The sequence below is a fragment of the Alloalcanivorax venustensis genome (assembly GCF_047495515.1).
Classification (GTDB): Bacteria; Pseudomonadota; Gammaproteobacteria; order Pseudomonadales; family Alcanivoracaceae; genus Alloalcanivorax; species Alloalcanivorax venustensis.
This window is the reverse complement of record NZ_CP179934.1, coordinates 3,077,565-3,097,383: the sequence shown is the minus strand read 5'-3', so window position 1 is coordinate 3,097,383 and position 19,819 is coordinate 3,077,565. Positions and strand designations below refer to the sequence as shown.

General features: G+C 65.7%; 17 protein-coding genes and 1 riboswitch. Of the genes, 9 read left to right on the top strand and 8 right to left on the bottom strand.

From position 1 onward, the window contains the following. The first annotated feature begins 284 nt into the window (after positions 1-284). Both aceE and ACMG4O_RS14510 read left to right on the top strand, forming a co-directional pair. Positions 285-2,960 carry a pyruvate dehydrogenase (acetyl-transferring), homodimeric type gene (aceE, locus tag ACMG4O_RS14515; RefSeq protein ID WP_414434040.1) on the top strand — a complete coding sequence of 892 codons (2,676 nt, stop codon included), beginning with the start codon at positions 285-287 and terminating at the stop codon, positions 2,958-2,960. A gap of 10 nt (positions 2,961-2,970) precedes the next feature. Continuing rightward, positions 2,971-4,767, top strand: a complete 1,797-nt coding sequence (locus ACMG4O_RS14510) for a dihydrolipoyllysine-residue acetyltransferase (RefSeq protein WP_414434039.1) — start codon at positions 2,971-2,973, stop codon at positions 4,765-4,767. A gap of 68 nt (positions 4,768-4,835) precedes the next feature. Here ACMG4O_RS14510 and ACMG4O_RS14505 read toward each other — a convergent pair whose 3' ends face one another. The 3 genes from ACMG4O_RS14505 to ACMG4O_RS14495 form a co-directional block, all read right to left on the bottom strand. Next, positions 4,836-5,156: a Spy/CpxP family protein refolding chaperone gene (locus tag ACMG4O_RS14505; RefSeq protein WP_414434038.1), complete on the bottom strand. Its 321-nt coding sequence runs from the start codon at positions 5,154-5,156 to the stop codon at positions 4,836-4,838. A gap of 138 nt (positions 5,157-5,294) precedes the next feature. Continuing rightward, positions 5,295-5,981 (bottom strand): response regulator, encoded by a 687-nt coding sequence (locus ACMG4O_RS14500; RefSeq protein WP_142948076.1) that lies wholly within the window; start codon positions 5,979-5,981, stop codon positions 5,295-5,297. A gap of 190 nt (positions 5,982-6,171) precedes the next feature. Next, a complete protein-coding gene (locus ACMG4O_RS14495; protein ID WP_414434037.1) occupies positions 6,172-7,527 on the bottom strand; it encodes an ATP-binding protein in 1,356 nt (451 codons plus the stop codon). Positions 7,528-7,771: 244 nt separating this feature from the next. Here ACMG4O_RS14495 and ACMG4O_RS14490 point away from each other — a divergent pair, with 244 nt between their 5' ends. After that, on the top strand, positions 7,772-8,380 hold the full coding sequence (locus ACMG4O_RS14490; RefSeq protein WP_414434036.1) for a hypothetical protein: 609 nt from the start codon (positions 7,772-7,774) through the stop codon (positions 8,378-8,380). On the opposite strand, the gene ACMG4O_RS14485 is transcribed toward ACMG4O_RS14490, so the two are convergent. From ACMG4O_RS14485 to ACMG4O_RS14475, 3 genes are all read right to left on the bottom strand, one after another. Further along, positions 8,325-8,894, bottom strand: coding sequence for a cob(I)yrinic acid a,c-diamide adenosyltransferase (locus tag ACMG4O_RS14485; RefSeq protein WP_370209784.1), 570 nt, complete (start codon positions 8,892-8,894; stop codon positions 8,325-8,327). The genes ACMG4O_RS14490 and ACMG4O_RS14485 overlap by 56 nt on opposite strands. 2 nt (positions 8,895-8,896) lie before the next feature. Continuing rightward, the gene (locus ACMG4O_RS14480; RefSeq protein WP_414434035.1) at positions 8,897-10,921 is read right to left on the bottom strand and encodes a TonB-dependent receptor domain-containing protein; all 2,025 of its coding nucleotides are present in this window, start codon (positions 10,919-10,921) and stop codon (positions 8,897-8,899) included. A 60-nt stretch (positions 10,922-10,981) separates the two neighbouring features. Continuing rightward, positions 10,982-11,146: riboswitch (cobalamin riboswitch) on the bottom strand. A gap of 201 nt (positions 11,147-11,347) precedes the next feature. Continuing rightward, positions 11,348-12,445 (bottom strand): ketopantoate reductase family protein, encoded by a 1,098-nt coding sequence (locus ACMG4O_RS14475; RefSeq protein ID WP_414434034.1) that lies wholly within the window; start codon positions 12,443-12,445, stop codon positions 11,348-11,350. Positions 12,446-12,603: 158 nt separating this feature from the next. Here ACMG4O_RS14475 and ACMG4O_RS14470 point away from each other — a divergent pair, with 158 nt between their 5' ends. Then, positions 12,604-13,932 (top strand): AmpG family muropeptide MFS transporter, encoded by a 1,329-nt coding sequence (locus ACMG4O_RS14470; protein WP_370201663.1) that lies wholly within the window; start codon positions 12,604-12,606, stop codon positions 13,930-13,932. Positions 13,933-14,111: 179 nt separating this feature from the next. Here ACMG4O_RS14470 and ACMG4O_RS14465 read toward each other — a convergent pair whose 3' ends face one another. Both ACMG4O_RS14465 and ACMG4O_RS14460 read right to left on the bottom strand, forming a co-directional pair. After that, positions 14,112-14,414 carry an MGMT family protein gene (locus ACMG4O_RS14465; protein WP_370201662.1) on the bottom strand — a complete coding sequence of 101 codons (303 nt, stop codon included), beginning with the start codon at positions 14,412-14,414 and terminating at the stop codon, positions 14,112-14,114. Between the two features lie 205 nt (positions 14,415-14,619). Next, a complete protein-coding gene (locus tag ACMG4O_RS14460; protein WP_142948082.1) occupies positions 14,620-15,381 on the bottom strand; it encodes an SDR family oxidoreductase in 762 nt (253 codons plus the stop codon). A gap of 259 nt (positions 15,382-15,640) precedes the next feature. On the opposite strand from ACMG4O_RS14460, the gene groES reads away from it, so the two are divergent. From groES to rimI, 5 genes are all read left to right on the top strand, one after another. After that, entirely contained in the window at positions 15,641-15,931 is a 291-nt protein-coding gene (gene groES, locus ACMG4O_RS14455) for a co-chaperone GroES (protein ID WP_067607474.1), read from the top strand. A gap of 62 nt (positions 15,932-15,993) precedes the next feature. Next, positions 15,994-17,640: a chaperonin GroEL gene (gene groL / locus ACMG4O_RS14450; protein ID WP_142948083.1), complete on the top strand. Its 1,647-nt coding sequence runs from the start codon at positions 15,994-15,996 to the stop codon at positions 17,638-17,640. A 277-nt stretch (positions 17,641-17,917) separates the two neighbouring features. Continuing rightward, positions 17,918-18,532 carry a rhombosortase gene (gene rrtA, locus ACMG4O_RS14445; RefSeq protein ID WP_142948084.1) on the top strand — a complete coding sequence of 205 codons (615 nt, stop codon included), beginning with the start codon at positions 17,918-17,920 and terminating at the stop codon, positions 18,530-18,532. Positions 18,533-18,562: 30 nt separating this feature from the next. Then, on the top strand, positions 18,563-19,345 hold the full coding sequence (locus ACMG4O_RS14440; protein ID WP_414434033.1) for a hypothetical protein: 783 nt from the start codon (positions 18,563-18,565) through the stop codon (positions 19,343-19,345). Further along, on the top strand, positions 19,342-19,812 hold the full coding sequence (rimI, locus tag ACMG4O_RS14435) for a ribosomal protein S18-alanine N-acetyltransferase (RefSeq protein WP_335629096.1): 471 nt from the start codon (positions 19,342-19,344) through the stop codon (positions 19,810-19,812). The genes ACMG4O_RS14440 and rimI overlap by 4 nt, the downstream gene beginning before the upstream one ends. Positions 19,813-19,819: the final 7 nt, after the last annotated feature.

The following is a 19,819-nucleotide window of genomic DNA, read 5'->3' as shown; positions in this document are numbered from 1 at the left end:
GGGCCGCCCGGCAGGATTCCAGAGCCCTCTCTAAAGGCGGCACAAACCACCTTTCTGGGATCCTGCCGGCAAGCAGAGCTTGCCTTTCGCGGGCGAGGCCCGCTCCCACAAGCAGTCTGCCCCTACCGTTCGAACCCGCGACCTTCATGGACATGAAGCTGTCCGTTCTTGCTGCTATGATCGGGTGACGAGACGGCCTATATACCCCGCGCCGTTTCCGTCGTTTACCCCGCTGTCGCGGCGATCCCGCGCCGGCTAGGCACTGCGAAAAAGGACGCGCGCCCATGCACAACAGAAACTTCTTCGAAGACGTGGACCCGGAAGAAACCCGGGAATGGCTCGAGGCACTGGAATCGGTGCTGGAACAGGAGGGGCCCGAACGCGCCGGCTGGCTGCTGGAAACCCTCACCAATGAAGCCCAGGAACAGGGCGTTATCCGCACCCACCTCGACACCCCCTACCTCAACACCATCCGCCCCAAGGACGAAGCCCCGATTCCCGGCGACATCTACATGGAACGACGCATCCGTTCCCTGGTGCGCTGGAACGCCCTGGCGATGGTGATCCGGGCCAACAAGGACAACGACGACGAACTGGGTGGCCACATCGCCACCTTCGCGTCCTCCGCCACGCTCTACGACGTCGGCTTCAACCACTTCTTCAAAGCCCCCCACGAGGACAACCCCGGCGACCTGGTCTATTTCCAGGGCCACTCGGCGCCGGGCATCTACGCCCGTTCCTACCTGGAGGGGCGCATCACCGAACAGCAGATGGACAACTTCCGCCGGGAAGTGGACGGCGAGGGGCTGTCGTCCTATCCGCACCCCTGGCTGATGCCGGATTACTGGCAGTTCCCCACCGTGTCCATGGGCCTGGGCGCCATGCAGGCGATCTACCAGGCGCACATCATGAAGTACCTGCAGAACCGGGAGCTGATTCCGGACCGCAAGCGCAAGGTGTGGGCGTTCCTCGGCGACGGCGAGATGGACGAGCCGGAATCCCTGGGCGCGCTGTCCATGGCCGGCCGCGAGCAGCTGGACAATCTGATCTTCGTGGTCAACTGCAACCTGCAGCGCCTGGACGGGCCGGTGCGCGGCAACGGCAAGATCATCCAGGAGCTGGAAAGCCTGTTCCGCGGCGCCGGCTGGAACGTCATCAAGGTGGTTTGGGGCCGGCTCTGGGACCCGCTGCTGGAGAAGGATTCCGAAGGTCTGCTGCGCCGCCGCATGGACGAAGCGGTGGACGGCGAATACCAGGCCTACAAGAAAAACGGCGGCGCCTACACCCGCGAGCATTTCTTCGGCAAGTACCCGGAGCTGAAGAAAATGGTCGAGCACATGAGCGATGAGGACGTCTACCGCCTCAATCGCGGCGGCCATGACCCGTTCAAGGTGTACGCCGCTTACCACGAGGCGGTGAACCACACCGGCCAGCCCACGGTGATCCTGGCGAAAACCGTGAAGGGCTACGCCACCGGCGCCGGCGAAGCGGTCAACAAGACCCACCAGATGAAGAAGATGGATCTGGAAAGCCTGAAGGAATTCCGCGACCGCTTCGACATGCCGTTCACCGACAAAGAACTGGAAACCGTGCCCTATTACCGGCCGGATGAGGACTCCCCCGAACTGCGCTACATGCGCGAGCAGCGGGAAAAACTGGGCGGCTATATGCCGGTGCGCCGCCGCCACGCCAGCAACAAGCTGACCATTCCCAAGCTGGAGTTCTTCGAATCCTTCCTGGAGGGCAGCGGCGACCGAGAGATCTCCACCACCATGGCGTTCGTGCGCATGCTCAGCACCCTGGTGAAGGACAAGAACATCGGTGATCGGGTGGTGCCCATCGTCCCCGACGAGGCGCGCACCTTCGGCATGGAGGGCATGTTCCGCCAGCTCGGCATCTACTCGTCCAAGGGCCAGCGCTACGAGCCCGAGGACGCCGGCCAGGTGATGTATTACCGCGAAGACAAGAAAGGCCGCATCATGGAGGAGGGCATCAACGAAGCCGGCTCCATGTCCGGCTGGATCGCCGCCGCCACCAGTTACAGCGTGCACGACTTCACGCTGATTCCGTTCTTTATCTATTACTCCATGTTCGGCTTCCAGCGCACCGGGGACTTCTGGTGGGCCGCCGGCGACAGCCAGGCGCGCGGCTTCCTGCTGGGCGGCACCGCCGGGCGCACCACCCTCAACGGCGAGGGTCTGCAGCACCAGGACGGCCACAGCCACGTGCTCACCAGCACGGTGCCCAACTGCGTCAGCTACGACCCCACCTACGCCTATGAGCTGGCGGTGATTCTGCAGGACGGCCTGCGCCGCATGTACGAGGAGGAAGAGAGCGTCTTCTACTATCTGACGCTGATGAACGAAAACTACCTGCACGGCGCCATGCCCAAGGGGGCCGAAGAAGGCATCCGCAAGGGCATGTACCTGCTGCGCGAAGGCAAGGGCAAGGGCGGCAAGAAAGCCAAGCGGGTGCAGCTGCTCGGGTCCGGCACCATCCTGCGCGAAGTGGAAGCCGCGGCGGAGCTGCTGCGCGAGGACTTCGGCGTGGCCGCCGACGTGTGGAGCGTCACCAGCTTCAACGAACTGCGCCGCGAAGGCCTGCGCGTGGACCGCGACCGTCTGCTCAAGCCGGATATGAAAGTCGCGCCCACCTGGGTCGAGCAGTGTCTGGACAAGCGCCAGGGCCCGGTGATCGCCTCCACGGATTACATCAAGGCCTACGCCGACCAGATCCGCCCCTGGATCAAAGCGCCCTACCGGGTGCTGGGCACCGACGGCTACGGGCGCAGTGATTCGCGCGCCAAGCTGCGGCACTTCTTCGAAGTGGACCGTTACTTCGTGGTCCTGGCGGCGCTCAGCGCGCTCAAGGACGAAGGCGAAGTGGACGCCGCCACCGTTAAGGAAGCGATCCAGAAATACGGCATCGACCCGGAAAAACCCTACCCGGTGATCTCATAAGGAGCCTGCCATGAGCAAGGAAACCATCCGGGTACCCGATGTGGGCAGCAGTGATCCTGTTGACGTCATCGAGGTGTCCGTCAAAAAAGGCGACAGCGTCGAAGCCGAAGACACCATTGTCGTGTTGGAGTCCGACAAAGCGTCCGTGGAAGTGCCGTGCCCGAAAGCCGGCACCGTTCTCGAACTGCTGGTGAAAGCCGGCGACCGGGTCAAGGAAGGCGACCCCCTGTTGGAGCTGGACACCGAAGCCGGCGACGGCGGTGCCGAAGACGACCAGTCCTCCGGCGACGAACCGGAAAACGAGCCGGCGGCGGAAAAGGATCAGTCCGGAGACAACGAGCAGGGCGAAAAGGAAGAGAAGGCCGAACCGAAAGCGGACGAGAAACCGGCGAAAAAAGACGGCGGCGGCACCCGCGAACAAACCATCCCCGCCCCGGACCTGGGCGACATCGACGAAGCGGAAATCATTGAGCTGTCGGTGAGCGAAGGGGACACCGTGGAAGCGGAACAGACCATCCTGGTGCTGGAATCCGACAAGGCGTCCCTGGAAATCCCCAGCCCGGCCGCCGGCACGGTGAAAAAGCTGCTGGTGAAAACCGGCGACAAGATCACCTCCGGCACCGAGCTGATGGTGCTGGAAACCGCCGGCGGTGGCGAAGAGACGGCCGATGAAGCGACGGCCGGCGAAGACAAGTCCGCCGGCAAACAGTCTGGTGAAAGCGGGTCTGGTGAAAGCAAGCCCGGTGGGAGCGGGTCTGGTGGGAGCGGGCCTGCCCGCGAAGCCTCTGAAAAAGCCTCCCAGCCCTCTGAAACGTCCGCCCAGGATTCAGGCGCGGGGGTCGGTAAAGATTCCGGAGGCATCGGCGAGCACCCGGCCAAATCCGGCGCCGCCGCGGCCGGCCGGCCGTCCAGGAACGTCCACGCCGGTCCGGCGGTGCGCAAGCTGGCCCGGGAAACCGGCGTCGACCTTGGTGCTGTGCCGCCCAGCGGTCCCAAGGACCGCATTCTCAAGGAGGACGTGCACGCGCACATCAAGCAGCGCATGGAACAGCCGGCCGCCGCCGGCGGGGCCGGCGCGCCGGATCTGCCGGAGATCGACTTCAGCGAATTCGGTCCGGTGGAACGGGAAGAGCTCAATAAGCTGCGCAAGGTGGCGGCCCGCAATCTGCATCGCAGCTGGGTCACCATTCCCCACGTCACCCAGTTCGACGAGGCGGATATCACCGAGCTGGAAGCGTTCCGCAAAAGCCAGAACAAGGCGCTGGAAAAAGAGGGCGTCAAGCTCACCATGCTGGCGTTTCTGGTGCAGGCCTGCGCGCGGGCGTTGCGCAAATTCCCCAGGGTGAACAGCTCGCTGGAACCGTCCGGTGAAGCGCTGATCCTGAAGGACTATGTGCACATCGGCATCGCCGTGGACACGCCCAACGGTCTGGTGGTGCCGGTGCTGCGCGACGCGGACAAGAAAGGGCTCAGCCAGATCGCCACGGAAATCGGTGAGCTGGCGGCCAAGGCCCGCGACCGCAAACTGTCACCGGCGGATATGAAGGGCGCCAGCTTCAGCATCTCGTCACTGGGCGGCATCGGCGGCACCGCCTTTACGCCCATCGTCAACTGGCCGGAGGTGGCGATTCTGGGGGTCAGCCGGTCCGACACCAAACCGGTGTGGGACGGCAATACCTTCCAGCCCCGGCTGATGCTGCCGCTGTCGTTCTCCTACGACCACCGGGTGATCGACGGCGCCGACGCCGCGCGCTTCACCACCTACCTCAGTGGCCTGCTCGGCGACATGCGGCGCGCCCTGTTGTAACGGAAATGCTGTGGCATAAAAAACCCGGCCTGAGGCCGGGTTTTTTTTGAAGAAAAGAGAGGGCGCTATCAGTTATTACCGTGGCGCTCTTTCCACTTTTCCTTCTTTTCCTGCCATTTTTCCATACGGTCTTTCTGGTGCTGATCGTACTGAGCGCGCTGCTCGTCGTTCAGCACGTCGCGGATCTCTTCCTGGGTCTCCTTGTGCAGTTCGCGCATCTCTTCGCCTTTCTCACGGTAGATTTCGCGCACTTCCTGCTGCTGCTCCTCGTTGAGGTTCAGCTCCTGGGTCATTCTCTGAACGTGGCGGTCGGCGCCTTTTTCCATCGGTGAGCCGGCGAAGGCCGCGGCGGAGAACAGGGTCAGCGTGACAATCATCAGTTTTTTCATCGTCTTGCTCCTTGAGTGATGACGTTCCGGGTTGCCCCGGATTCCCTTACAGATTGGACTGACATTGTGCAGCCAGTATGCAGCGAATGTGGAAACAACCGCTGCGGGGTTCACCCTCGCGCGGGGAGACGAAACGGTTCAAGCTTCTTCATCAGGATTTTGCAATCGATAACCGACGCCATAGACGCTGCCGATCCAGTCGTGGTCGCCGGTCAGGCCTTCGCTGAGTTTGCGCCGCAACTTGCGGATATGGCTGTCGATGGTGCGGTCGGACACCACCCGGTGGTCGGAGTAGATCACGTCCATCAGCTGGTCGCGGGTCCAGATGCGCCCGGCCTGGCGGGACAACGCCGCCAGCAGCTCGAATTCGATCGCGGTGAGCGCCACCCGGGCGCCGTCGTGGACCGCCTCGAAACGGTGCCGGTCCAGGGCCAGGCCGCCCTCGGCCGGGGGCTGGGCGGCGTTACCGGCGCGGCGCAGCACCGCCTTGACCCGCGCCACCACTTCCCTGGGGCTGAACGGCTTGCAGATGTAGTCGTCGGCGCCGATCTCCAGGCCCAGCAGGCGGTCCACCTCTTCCACGCGGGCGGTGATCATCAGAATCGGCACCTGGGAGAAACGGCGGATCGCCTTGCACACTTCCATGCCGTCGCCGTCGGGCAGCATCAGGTCCAGCAGCACCGCGTCGAAGTCGCCGTCGCGCACGCGCTGCTCGGCGTCGGCGGCGCTGCCGGTCTGCTCCGGCTCGAAATGGCTGTGGCGCAGATAGTCCGCCAGCAATTGCGCCAACCGGGGCTCATCCTCGACGATAAGTATTTTCGCCATGTTCCGTTCCTTTCATTCGCTGTGGAAGCCCACCTTGTGGGAGCAAGACTTGTGGGAGCGGGCCCCGCCCGCGAAAGGGTGGCTTATAAGCCACCCGGCAGGATTCCAGCGCCCTCTCTAACAGCGGTACAAACAGCCTCTCTGGAATCCTGCCGGGAGCTTCGCTCCCTTTCGCGGGCGAGGCCCGCTCCTACAATGGCAACCGCACCGTGATTCTGAGACCCCCCAAGGGGCTATGGTCCGCTTCCATCGTGCCGCCGTGCGCCTCGACGATGCGCCGGGCGATGGCCAGCCCCAGGCCGGCGCCGCCGGTCTGGCGGTTGCGCGAGCTTTCCACCCGGTAGAGGTGATCGAACAGTTTCGGCAGGGCGTCATCGGGCACGCCGGGGGCGCTGTCGTTCAGGGTCAGGCGCCAGTCGTCGCCGTCGCTGCCCAGGGTAAGGTGCACCTCGCCGCCTTCGTCGGTGTACTTGAGGCTGTTCTGCAGCAGGTTGTCCAGCAGCTGGCGCAGGCGCACCGGGTCGCCGTTGACCCGCGCCGGGCTCAGGTCGGTGCGCAGGCGTATGCGCCGGCGGCCGAACGCCGGGCGCACCGCGTCCACGGCGTCCTCGCAGAGCGTGTCCAGATCCAGTGCGGTGAAGTGATAGCGCAGGTTGCCGGCGTCGGCCAGGGCCAGGTCATGCAGGTCGCTGACCAGATGGGTGAGCTGACGCACCTCGGATTCCAGCGCCGCGATGGTCTCGTGGTTGAGCGGCCGCACGCCGTCGACCACCGCTTCCAGCTCGCCCTGCAGCACCGACAACGGCGTGCGCAGCTCGTGGGCGATGTCCGAAAACCAGCGCTGGCGGGCTTTCTGGCCCTGGTCCAGGCGCTCGCCCAGGCTGTCCACATGGCGGATCAGATCCCCCAGCTCGTCGCGGCGCCGGCTGCCCAGCCGGGTCTGATAGTCGCCTTCGCGCAGCTTGCGGGTGTGGGCGCTGAGTGCCGTTACCGGCGCCACCAGGTGGCGCGCCAGCAGCCAGGACACCAGCAGCGACAGGGCCAGGCCCACCAGAGCCATCCAGCCGGCGAAATTGAGCTGGCGCTCCTGGAAGCGCCGGTCAAGCTTGTCGCGGATCGCTTCCTGGTCGGGGTAGGCCAGCCAGCCCACCAGATCGTTGTCGGTGCGGATCGGCACCAGGCGGCTGAACTGTTGCGTCGGCGGCGGGCCGATCAACGGGCGCCGGTCCGCCGTCAGCAGAGTCAGATGGCGGGGCGCGTCGCGGCGGTCCCGCTTGCCCGGCTCGGTGTCGGTGTTGCGGTCGCCGGCCAGCCAGTAGAGCCGGCCCAGCACCCGCGGGTCGCTGAGCAGGAAGTCCCAGCTGCCCCGTTGCGCGTACAGCACGCCGAGGTGGTCGGCCAGGCGCTCCACCTGGGCCTGCTGGCGCTCGTCGATGTACTTGCGCAGGCTCTGCTCGAACGCAAAGAAATAGAAACCGCTGGCGGCCACGATCAGCACCACGAAGGTGCCGAGAAAGGTGAGGAAAAGCTTGTTGCGTATGCCCATGGTCGGCCGGCGGACCTCGCCAGAATAACGGAACCGCCAGTCTAAGCCCTGCCGGCCCCGCGACCCAGCGCCTTGCACATTCTTTCAAAATCGCAAGCGCCCCCTATATATGACCACCGGGTCTGTCTCATTAGCCAAATTAATGTGGAAGTTAATGTCAGGGTAATGCTAGGTTTCCCGCGCAATAAAAACCAATAAAAAAGGGGACAGAAAAATCGCCCCAATAATAAGGAAATTTTTAAAAATGGATGATATTCAGAATAAAAAAACGGGGAATCAATACCGGTATATTTACAGAAAGGAAGCCTGCCGATTCTGGTGGTGCGCGCTGCCCTATGTGGACGAAAAGGGGCGTAAGCGGCAGTTCAGAAAGTGCTTCCGCGACAACCGCTACCACAATAAGCAGGCTGCCCTGGACGCCGCCGTGGCCTGGCGGGACGCCCAGATGCGCGCCTTGAAACGCCAGGGCACCCTGGGCACGCCGCCCCGATTAAGGCGCGTCGCCGTCAACGAGCTCAATACATTGAAAGCGCGGGACAACAGCTTCGGTATCATCGGCATCACCGTCACGCGTCGGCAAAAGCCCAAGGGCATCAATGTGTCGGTGACCGCGCAGCGCGGGCAAAAGAAATGGTTTTCCATGCGCCGGCACGGCGCGTTCGAAGCGTTCCGGCTGGGCGTGCGTCAACGCTGCGAATGGATACAGGTGCCGGTGCCCAGCGACGAAGAGCTACGCCGCCGTTTTCAGCACTGGCTGAAGAACAACCTGCGGTGCCTGCAGGAGTACGACATCGCCGTTAACGATCCTGGCGACGCACCCATTGCGGCTCATCGGTGCCGGTACGCAGGTTGATGGCGCGGGCCATCACGAACAGCAAATCGCCGACGCGGTTGAGCACGGCGCGGCTGACCGGGTTGACCTGGTCGTCGTCGCCGACCGCGATCAGGTCCCGTTCGGCGCGCCGGGCCACGGTGCGGCAGTGATGGCACCAGGCGGCGTCGGGATGACCGCCGGGCAGCACGAATTCCTTGAGCGGCGCCAGTTCCGCGTTGAGCATGTCGGCCTGGGATTCCACTTCCACCAGATCGTCGTCGGTGAGGGTGACGGTGCCGGGCACCGCCAGTTCGCCGCCCAGATCGAACAGCAGGTGCTGAATCCGCTCCAGCAACGCGTCCAGATCGTCGTCCAGGGCCCGGGCGCGCAGCACGCCCAGGCCGCTGTTCAGCTCGTCCAGCGCACCCAGGGCCTGGATGCGCGGATGATCCTTGGCGATCCGGCTGCCGTCGGCCAGGCCGGTGCGGCCGTCGTCGCCGCTGCGTGTGATCACCCGGTTGATGCGGGTTTTGTCGTCCTTGCCGTCGCTCATGGTCAGAATTCCATTCCCAGGCTTACCCGGTAGTGCCGTTCCGGCAGGGGGTAGGCGTTATAACTGAGGTTGTTGGTGGCTTTGACGCCGTAATCCGCCGCCAGTTCATCCTCCAGGTTATAGGCCCCGATGCGCAAGTAGGCATTTTGATAACGGGCGGTGGCCTCCAGGTCGGTCATCCGGTAGCTGTCGATCTGCTGGAAGTCGTTGGGCTGGTCGTTGTCGAAGCGGCGCTTGCCCACGTAGCGGTGCGCCAGGGACAGCTCCAGCCAGGGCAGCGCCTGCCAGTTGGCCTGGGCGTAGAACAGCTGGCGCGACACCAGCGGCACGTCGTTGCCTTCCCATTCGCCCTCGTCGAACTCGGCCCGTTGCAGGGTGCCGTTGAGCACCAGGGTGAGGTCGCGGTCCAGCCGCCAGCGGCTGTTCAGGCTCACGCCACGGCGCAGGGTGCGGTCTTCCAGGTTGACGTTGGACCCGAAGCCGCCGGCATAAGGATTGAAGACGATTTCGTTGTCGAAGCGCCCCTGCCAGGCGGTCAGCGTCGAGGTCTGGATGCCTTTTTGCCAGCTGGCGCCCAGGGTGTACTGCTCGCCGGTTTGCGGCTCCAGCAGTTCGTCGTCCGGGGTGATTTCGTCGGCGTTGACGATGCGCACGCTGCGCTGGGCACCGGCGAACACGTCCAGGCCGCCGTCGAAGTGGTAACGCACGCCGCCTTCGTACATTTCCGCGTCCTGGCTGTCCTCGCCCTCGCCGGCGCCGAAGCCGGTGGTTTCCGTCTCGGTGTCCACGTCCAGGCGACGCGCGCCCAGGGTGAACGACCAGCGGTCCAGGGTCATCACATCGTGGAAATACCAGGCGGTTTGCCGCTGGTCCAGGTCCTTGGTGCTGGTGGGGTCGCCGATGTCGCCTTTGCCGGCGGCGCTGCGGTTCTCCAGGCGGTAGTCGTACAAATCCCAGCCCACCGTGGTGTTGTGGGTCAGGCCGGCGGCCCGGAACTGGCTGGTAAAGCGCGGGTTGACGCTGTAGCTGTCCACGTCGGTTTCACCGTAGGTGGAGAAGCCGGGGAAGTAGAAGAAGTAGCTCTGCTCCTTGCGGCGACCGGAGAAATCCAGATGCAGGCGGCTGTGATCACCGATGCGCACGTTCATGCCCGGCATCACCGTGACGGTGTCCTGGTCGGCCCAGTCATAGGGGGTGTTGGCGCCGTCCGGATCGTCCTCGAACAGGTTCTCGCCGGTGGCCAGGTTGACGGTGCGGCCGCCGGGCAGGTCCAGGTTCTGGCGCTCGCCGGTGGCGGTCAGGTAGAAGGTCAGGTCGTCGCGGCGGGTGCGCAGGTCGGCGAAGGCGTTGCGCTGCTGCAGGTCGTTGTTCTCCCGGTAGCCGTCGCTGTGCAGGGCCTGCACCGAGGCGGCGGCGCTGGTGTGGTTGTCGCCGCCGCCTTCGTCCTGATGGTGGCCGGTGGCCCACAGACCGCCGCCGGTGGTGCTGAAGCTGCCGCCGGTGACTTCCACGCCGGCCTGGTTCCGGTAGCGCTCGCGGGTGACGATGTTGACCGCGCCGCCGACCACGCCGTTGCCGTATAGCGCCGCGCCGGCGCCGGGCAGCACTTCGATGCGCTCGATCGCCGCCAGCGGGATCGAGGCGATGTCCGGGCCGGACAGGTCCACGTTGCTGTAGCGGCGGCCGTTGAGCAGCACCAGGGTGTTGGAGGTGGCGTTGGCGCCGAAGCCCTGCATATCAATGGTGGCGCGGGCGCCGTTGATGCCGAAATTGCGGCGCACCTGGACGCCGCCCAGGGTGTCCAGCACGTCCGCCAGATTGTTGGCGGGCATTGCCTCGATGGTGTCGCGGTCCAGGATCAGGGTGCCGGTGGGCAGTTCCCGCGCCACGCTGGCGGTGCGCGAACCGGTGACCTCCACCGGGGTGAGCAGATTGTCGGTCTCATCGTTGTCGGACTGAGCGGCCTGAGTAACAGGCCCGTACAGGCAAGCCATGGCCAAAGCCAGCTTAAGGGGGTGGGTATGCATAGTATTGTCCTCCCGATGCACCCTCCGTACATGGGGTGCGCCCCGGCCGTGGTCGGCGGGGGCGCGCCAGTGGCGACAGGCCGGTCTCCGGGCTCGAGGGGTGGCGCCGTTACCGCCTTCCCAGGACGTGCCTGGTGGCGTTGTGGTAACGGCTACCTCATACCGTTGCGGGGGCAGCGCCGGCCTTTCACCGGCTTCCCGTACACCTGAAGCGGTGGCAAACATAGAGCAACGCCGGCCCCGGCACAACTTTGCCGGAGTTTGTGGGGGCGGGCTTGTGGGAGCTTGCTTGCAAGCGAAAGGCGGGCAAAGCCGGCCGGCAGGATGCCAGAGACGCTGTTGGTGCTGCCGTTAGAGAGGGCTCTGGGATCCTGCCGGGGCTTCGCCCCTTTCGCGGGCTGGGCCCGCTCCCACAAGTGCCTCTCTTCAGGGATGGCGGGATTTAACCGCCGCAACAATGCGGCGGTGGGCGGACAGATGAATGCCGAGTTCACTGGCCTGGCGCAGCAGCCAGCCGTTGATGGCGTCGATTTCGGTGACGGCGCCGGCCTGCATGTCGGCGCGCATGGAGGAGGTGTTGCCGGCGGTGGCTTCGGCCAGCGCGCGGACGCCGGGCAGGGAATCGCCGGGCCAGGTGGGGTCCAGGGCGGTGAGCACCCGGTCCGCTTCGCAGGCCAGTTGTTCGGCCTCGGCGGCCAGCGCCGGGTCCTCGAAGATGTGCCCGTTGGCCACGTCGTGCAGGCCGGTGAGCGGGTTGATCACCGCGTTGCCGACCAGCTTGCGCCACTGGCGGTGGCGGAAATCGTCGGGCCAGTGCAGCTTCGGCCAGTGCCGGGCCAGGGGGCCGAACCAGGCCGGAGGCTCAGCGGCGCCGGCCGCCGGACCGCCGGGCGCGGCGCTTTCTCCCATCCAGGTGTCATTCTCGGCGACCACACGGTGGGCGTCGCCGTCGCGCTTCACCGCCGAGGCGCTGACCACTTCAACCTTGCGCGCGCCGGCGGGCAGCAATCCATCCAGGCTGCCCAGGCCGTTCTGCAGCCGCAGCACGGTGGCGTCCGCCGCCAGCGGCAGCCCGCCCAGCGCCGCCGCCGAAAACGGCGCCTTGCAGGCCACCACCAGCCGCCGGATTGTGGTGCTCTCGGTTGTGGCAGCGGACCTTGTAGGAGCGGGCCTTGCCCGCGAAAGGCCGGCAGAGCCGGCCGGCGGGATACCAGAGGCGTTGTTGGTGCGGTCGTTAGAGCGGGCTCTGGGATCCTGTCGGGGCTTCGCCCCTTTCGCGGGCGGGGCCCGCTCGCACAAAAGCTCCGTTTCGTGGGCCACAAGTGGCTCGCACAAGAGTTGCAGTCGCACCCTGTCCCCGTCCGGGAGAATCAGAGTGCGTTCCAGAATCGGCGTATCGTCGCGGCGCAGGGCGATGACGGTGAAGCCGGCGCGCTGCAGGTAGTGGGCGGCGAGCAGGCCCATGTTGCCGGCGCCCAGCAGGTACCAGGGTTCGGCGTGGTCGGGGGAGGCTGGCGTGGTCATGGCGCTATGCTAGGCGCGCCGGCGGCCGGCCACAATCGCGGCGTGGCGTCCGGGGTGGCGGCGGTTGTTAAATGTTCCCGGGCCCGTGTTGTGCTGTGCCGCGCAAACCGGGACTATGTTCGCTTTCGCCGACCGATCCGAATAAGTACGGGAAAGCCATGCCTCCCCTGAGCGATACGTTCCGCACCGCCTGGCAGCTCTACAGCCACCCCCGCGTGGTGGTGATGCTGTTCCTGGGGTTTTCCGCGGGGCTGCCCTACCTGCTGGTGTTTTCCACCCTGTCCGCCTGGCTGGCGGACGCGGACGTGGACCGGGCCGCCATCGGCTATTTCAGTTGGGTGGGCATCATGTTTTCCATCAAGGTGTTCTGGGCGCCGGTGGTGGACCGGCTCAAGCTGCCGCTGCTGAACCGCCTGTTCGGCCAGCGGCGCGGCTGGCTGCTGCTGGCCCAGGTGGGCATCGCGCTGTCGCTGGCGGCGATGGCGCTGGTGGAGCCTGTGGGCCACCTGGAGCGCTTCGCCCAGCTGGCGCTGCTAGTGGCGTTCTGCTCCGCCACCCAGGACATCTGCATCGACGCCTACCGCATCGATTCCGCCGACGAGTCCTTCCAGGGCGCCATGGCCGCCACCTACATCTTCGGCTACCGCACCGCCATGCTGGTGGCCGGCGCCGGGGCTTTCTACATCGCCAGCTACGACTCCTGGAACGGCGCCTACCACGCCATGGCCTGGCTGATGGGCGTGGGCATCGTCACCACCCTGATTATCCGGGAGCCGAACACGCCGCCCCGGGAAAGCTTTGGGCGCGACCCGAAACAGTGGCTGGAAACCGCGCTGATCGCCCCGTTCCGGGACTTCTTCGGCCGCTACGGGCGGATCGCCCTGGGCCTGCTGGCGCTGGTGGCGATTTACAGGATCAGCGACATCACCATGGGCGTGATGGCCAACCCCTTCTACCTGGACATCGGCTACACCAAGAACGAGATCGCCACGGTGGCCAAGTTCTTCGGCTTCTTCATGACCATGCTGGGCTCCGCCGTGGGCGGGCTGGCGGTGCTGCGCCACGGCCTGGGCGGCTCCCTGCTGGTGGGGGCCGTGGGGGTGGCGCTGACCAACCTGCTGTTCGCGGTGATGGCCACCTATTCGCCGGTCACCGAGGTGCCGGTGGATCCGGAGCAGGTGCGCTGGGTGTCACTGGCCTGGCTGGCGGCGGTGATCAGCGCCGACAACCTGTTCGGCGGCTTCGCCAACGTGGCGCTGATCGCCTTTATGTCGAGTCTCACCAACCGCAACTTCAGCGCCACGCAGTACGCCCTGTTCAGCTCGCTGATGACCCTGCCGGGCAAGTTCATCGGCGGCTTCTCCGGCGAGGTGGTGGAAGCGTCCGGCTATACGGTGTTCTTCAACTACGCCGCGCTGCTCGGCGTGCCGGCCATCCTGCTGACGATCTGGTGGTTGCGGCGGCGTGACGAGACCGCCGCGCGGTAGCCGCCTCCTCTATGGGAGCAGGCCTTGTGGGAGCGGGCCCCGCCCGCGAAAGGGGCGAAGCCCCGGCAGGATGCCAGAGACCTTTCTAACGGCAGCACTATCAGCGTTTCTGGGATCCTGCCGGCCGGCTTTGCCGGCCTTTCGCTTGCAGGCAAGCTCGCACAAGCCCTGACCTCTGGTCAGGGCCGCCAGAAGCAGGACTTGGGAACGCGGGCGCCAAGTATGGTGACGCCCTCATCGCTGAGCCGCTGGATCTGAGTTTCGCCGCTGGGCGTGCCGGCCAGCGGCAGCACGCCGTCGCCACGAATCACCCGGTGCCAGGGCAGGGTGGAGCCTTTCGGCAGCCGGCTCATCAAACGGCCGACGAAGCGCGCGTGGCGGGGGTAGCCGGCCTGCCGTGCGACCTGCCCATAGCTGGCCACGCGGCCGGCCGGGATGGCGCCGACGATCTGATACACCGCATCCGTGAATTCTTGGTTCATGAGACTAGCTTCAGGCTTCAAGTCGCAAGCTACAAGCCGATGGATTGTGGGAGCGGGCCCCGCCCGCGAAAGGGCGCGAAGCGCCCGGCAGGATGCCAGAGACCTAAAAAGCGGAACACCATCGGCGTCTCTGGTATCCCGCCGGCCGGCTTTGCCGGCCTTTCGCGAGCAGGCTCGCTCCCACAGTCCTTTGGCCCCGGCACGTCTAGCGGAGGCCGCCGTCGGTTTCGATCACGCGGCCGGTGAAGTAGTCGTTCTCGAAGATGAACTGCACCGAGCGGGCGATGTGCTCCGGCTCGCCGAGCCGCTTCAGCGGCACCGAGCTCACCAGCCGGTCGCGGGCCTCGGGCTTCATGGCGGCGATCATATCGGTGTTGATGGTGCCGGGCGCCACCACGCCGGTGCGGATGTTGAAGCGCGCCAGCTCCCGCGCCCAGACCTCGGCCATGGCCACCACGCCGGCCTTGGCGGCGGCGTAGTTGGTCTGCCCGAAGCTGCCCTGGCGGGCGATCGAGGAGATGTTGACGATCACGCCTTCCTCGACGCCGCTCTCCAGCATGCAGCGGGCCGCCTCGCGGCCGCACAGGAACACCCCGGTCAGGTTCACATCGATCACCGCCTGCCACTGCTGCAGGCTCATGGACGATTGCAGCTCGCCGTCCTTGAACTTCACCAGCAGGCCGTCACGGGTGATGCCGGCGTTGTTGACCAGGCCGTGCAGGGCGCCGAAGTCCGCCACCACGCCGTCGAACAGGGCGGTGACCTCGTCTTCCCGGGCGACATTGGCCAGGTAGCTCTTGGCTTCGCCGCCGGCGCGCTCACAGCGGGCCACGGTGTCGCGCAGGTCGTCCTCGTTGAGGTCCACGCAGGCGATTCGCGCGCCGCGGCTCGCCAGGGCTTCGGCGATGCCCCGCCCCAGGCCCCGGCCGGCGCCGGTGACTACCACTACCTTATTGTTCAAATCCATGGGTCGCTCCTCGTCAGATCGGATTAAAGGCCGGAGTATGCCCAGCGCCGCCCGGCGGGCCAATGACCAAAACACACAGCTTGAAACGGGCCCCGTCGCCCCCATCTCGCGGGGCACGGTGACGAAACAGATTTCGTCACCCACCTATTGACTGCCGTGAAGCGGTAACTATGATTAGCACTCGACTCGTGAGAGTGCTAATTCCGGTTTGCGGGGCCAGGCCCCGGTGACCTTAGAGCCAACTTGGAGAATGGAGACCATGAAAATTCGTCCTTTGCATGATCGCGTGCTGGTGCGCCGCGAGGAGGAAGAGACCAAAACCGCCGGTGGCATCGTGCTGCCCGGTTCCGCCGCCGAGAAGCCGTCCCGTGGCGAAGTGATCGCCGTCGGCAACGGCAAGATCCAGGAGAACGGTGACGTTCGCGCCCTGGACGTGAAGGCGGGCGACAAAGTGATTTTCGGTCAGTACTCCGGCAACACCGTGAAAGTGGACGGTGAAGAGCTTCTGATCATGAGCGAAGCCGAGATTCTTGCCGTCATCGAAGGTTGAGAATTAACAGGGAATACAGGCTCCGGGTTCCGGTGCCGAGAATACTGCAGAGGTATTGAATAATGGCTAAAGAAGTATTGTTCCGCGACAAGGGTCGTCAAAAAATGGTCAAGGGTGTTAACACCCTGGCCGACGCGGTCAAAGTGACCCTGGGCCCGAAAGGCCGCAACGTGGTGCTGGAGAAATCCTTCGGCGCGCCGCTGATCACCAAGGACGGCGTGACCGTCGCCAAGGAAATCGAGCTGGAAGACAAGTTCGAGAACATGGGCGCGCAGATGGTCAAGGAAGTCGCTTCCAAGGCCAACGACGAAGCCGGTGACGGCACCACGACCGCCACCGTACTGGCCCAGTCCATCGTCAACGAAGGCCTGAAAGCCGTGGCCGCCGGCATGAACCCGATGGACCTCAAGCGCGGCATCGACAAGGCCACCGACGCCATCGTCGAAGAGATCAAGAAGCTGTCCACCCCGTGTGACACCACCAAGAGCATCGAGCAGGTGGGCACCATCTCCGCCAACTCCGACAAGTCCGTGGGTGAGATCATCGCCCAGGCCATGGAGAAGGTCGGCCAGGAAGGCGTGATCACCGTGGAAGAAGGCCAGTCCCTGGTCAACGAGCTGGAAGTCGTGGAAGGCATGCAGTTCGACCGCGGTTACCTGAGCCCGTACTTCATCAACAACCAGGAAAAGATGCAGGTGGAGCTGGAAGACCCCTACATCCTGCTGGTTGACAAGAAGATCTCCAACATCCGCGAGCTGCTGCCGGTTCTCGAGAACGTGGCCAAGGCAGGCAAGCCGCTGATGATCATCGCCGAGGACATCGAAGGCGAAGCGCTGGCCACCCTGGTGGTCAACAACATGCGCGGCATCATCAAGTGCGCCGCCGTGAAAGCGCCCGGCTTCGGCGACCGCCGTAAAGCCATGCTGCAGGATCTGGCGATCCTCAGCGGCGGCACCGTGATTTCCGAGGAAGTCGGCCTGAGCCTGGAAAACGTGGCCCTGGAAGACCTGGGTTCCGCCAAGAAGGTCAACATCGACAAGGAAAACACCACCGTGGTCGGTGGCAAGGGCGAGCAGGCGGACATCGACGCCCGTGTGGAGCAGATCCGCAAGGAAATCGAGAACTCCTCCTCCGACTACGACAAGGAGAAGCTCCAGGAACGCGTGGCCAAGCTGGCCGGCGGCGTGGCCGTGATCAAGATCGGCGCCGCCACCGAAATGGAGATGAAAGAGAAGAAAGCCCGCGTCGACGACGCCCTGCACGCCACCCGTGCGGCCGTTGAAGAAGGCGTGGTGCCCGGCGGCGGTGTCGCCCTGGTGCGTGCCCTGGCCAACATCGGCGCGCTCAAAGGCGACAACGAAGAGCAGAACGCCGGTATCGCTCTGATCATCCGCGCACTGGAATCTCCGCTGCGTCAGATCGTCTACAACGCCGGCGGTGAGCCGTCCGTTGTGGTTCAGGAAGTACGCAACGGCAGCGGCAACTTCGGTTACAACGCCGCCACCGGTGAGTACGGTGACATGATCGAGATGGGCATCCTGGACCCGGCCAAAGTGACCCGGTCCGCCCTGCAGGCCGCCGCGTCCGTGGCCGGTCTGATGATCACCACCGAAGCCATGATCGCCGACAAGCCGGAAGAAAACGCCGGCGGTGGCGCCCCGGATATGGGCGGCATGGGCGGTATGGGTGGCATGGGCGGCATGATGTAAATCAGCCGGTCCCACGACCTCCCAAAAGCCCCGGCGGGTTCTCCCGCCGGGGCTTTTTTATGTGCGAGCGGGCCCAGCCCGTTAAAGGGCGCTCTTGTGCGAGCGGGCCTCGCCCGCGAAAGGGAGCGAAGCTCCCGGCAGGATCCCAGAGACCTTCCTAACAGCAGCACAAACAGCGTCTCTGGTATCCCGCCGGGTGGCTAAAAGCCACCCTTTCGCGGGCAGGCCCGCTCCCACAAGGCAAGACCTGGCCTCTGAGTTCACTTATCCTGCCACGATGCAAACTCGCGATCCCAAACTCCTTCCTCACGCCTTGGCGTTCATCGCCGTCGTTCTGGCATTGGGCCTGGCCCACCAGTGGGTGAACCCCTGGCTGCGCTACGACCGCGCCGCGGTGGCCGGCGGCGAGGTCTGGCGTCTGGTTACCGCGCATCTGGTGCACCTGAACCTCTGGCATGCGCTGCTGAATCTGGGCGGCCTGGTGCTGATTCTGTTCTTCTTCCGCGACCTGCTGGACCGGCGGCGGTTCTGGCTGTGGTTCGCGGTGAGCGCGCCCCTGGTGGGCGCGGTTTTCTTCGTGCTGGACCGGGATCTGGGCTGGTACGTGGGGCTGTCGGGGCTGCTGCAGGGGCTTCTGGTGCTCTGTCTGCTGATCGGCTGGCGCGGCAATCCGGTGCTGCACAGCCTGGTGCTGGCGGTGGTGGCCGGTCGCCTGGTGTGGGAGCAGCTGCCCGGCTACGACGTGGACTATCTGCGCGCCTGGATTAACGGGCGCGTGTACGTAAACGCCCATTTGTACGGCGCGCTCAGCGGCGCGCTGCTGGCCGTGGCCATGCTGCTGGTCGCTGGCCGCCGGCGCACAACCCTCGGACGGCGCTCGGACATTTGCTAAGCTGTACGGCCGGCCGCACAGGACACCACCATGAATGAAGCGCAGCGTCAGAGTTATCTCCGCGCCCTGGGTTTGACGCCCTGGGTGGCGCGCACGACGCTGCCCGGCGCGGCGCCGTCCGAGCCGCTGGACTGGGCCGCCGAGACCGACGCCGGGGAAAGCCTGGCGGCGGCGCCGGTGGAAGTCACGCCGGTGCGAACCGCGCCGGGCGTGGGCGACGCCGAGCAGCCCGCCAGGGAGACCGCGGCGGCCGGTGCCGCGGCGGCGGACACCAGCGCCGAGGCACCGGCAAGCCGGGCGCCGGCGCCCCGTGACAGCGTCGCCGAGACGCCGGCCCGGGCGCCCGCCCCGGACAACGCGGCGGGTCTGACCTTCACCCTGGAGGCGCATCTGGCCGGCGATACCTGGGTGGTGTTCCAGCAGGAAGACCCCCAGGCGCCGGAGCTGGGCCGCTACACCGGCGCCCTGGCCGCCTCCCTGCTGACCGTGTTCGGCGCCGCCCCGGAGCGCCCGCGCCGCTTCTATTGCCCGCTCACCAAGCAGCCCATGAGCGCCGGCGAGGCCGCCCAGGCGCTGACCGCTTTCTTTGCCGGGTTGAGCCGCCAGCACGGTGGCCGTCGGGCGTTGTTCTGCGTGGACCCCAGTCTGGCCACGGCGGTGCTGGGCGGCGAGCGCTTCCAGGCGGTGAAGCTGGGCGAGATGCCGGCGCTGGCGGTGGACAGCCTGCAGGAAATGCTCGACCGGCCGGCGCTGGCCAAGAAACGCAGTTGGCAGGCGATGGTAGCGCACGGCTTCGCCGGGTCGCGTGGATGACGGTGGGGCCGGACGGCGCCCGCATGCGGGCCATGACCAGCGCGGATCTGCCGGCGGTGCTGGCGATCGAAAACGCCAGCCAGCCCACCCCCTGGAGCGAGGGTAATTTCCGCGACTGTCTGCAGGGGGCCTACCGTTGCCGGGTGGCCGCCGTGGACGGCGAGCCGGTGGGCTTCATGATTCTTTCCAGCGTGCTCGACGAACGCCATCTGCTGAACGTGGCGGTGGCCCCGGCGCGCCAGCGCCGCGGCCTGGCCCTATGGATGCTGGAGGACGAGCTCGACGAGGCGCGCACCGCCTCCATGTCGGTGATGTACCTGGAGGTGCGCGCCGGCAACGACGGCGCCCAGAGCCTCTACCGGCGCCTGGGCTTCGTGGAGAACGGCCGCCGCAAGGGCTACTATCGGGCCGGCGCCGGCCGTGAGGACGCGGTGCTGATGATGCTGGAGTTGCTTGGGCATAAATAGCACAAAG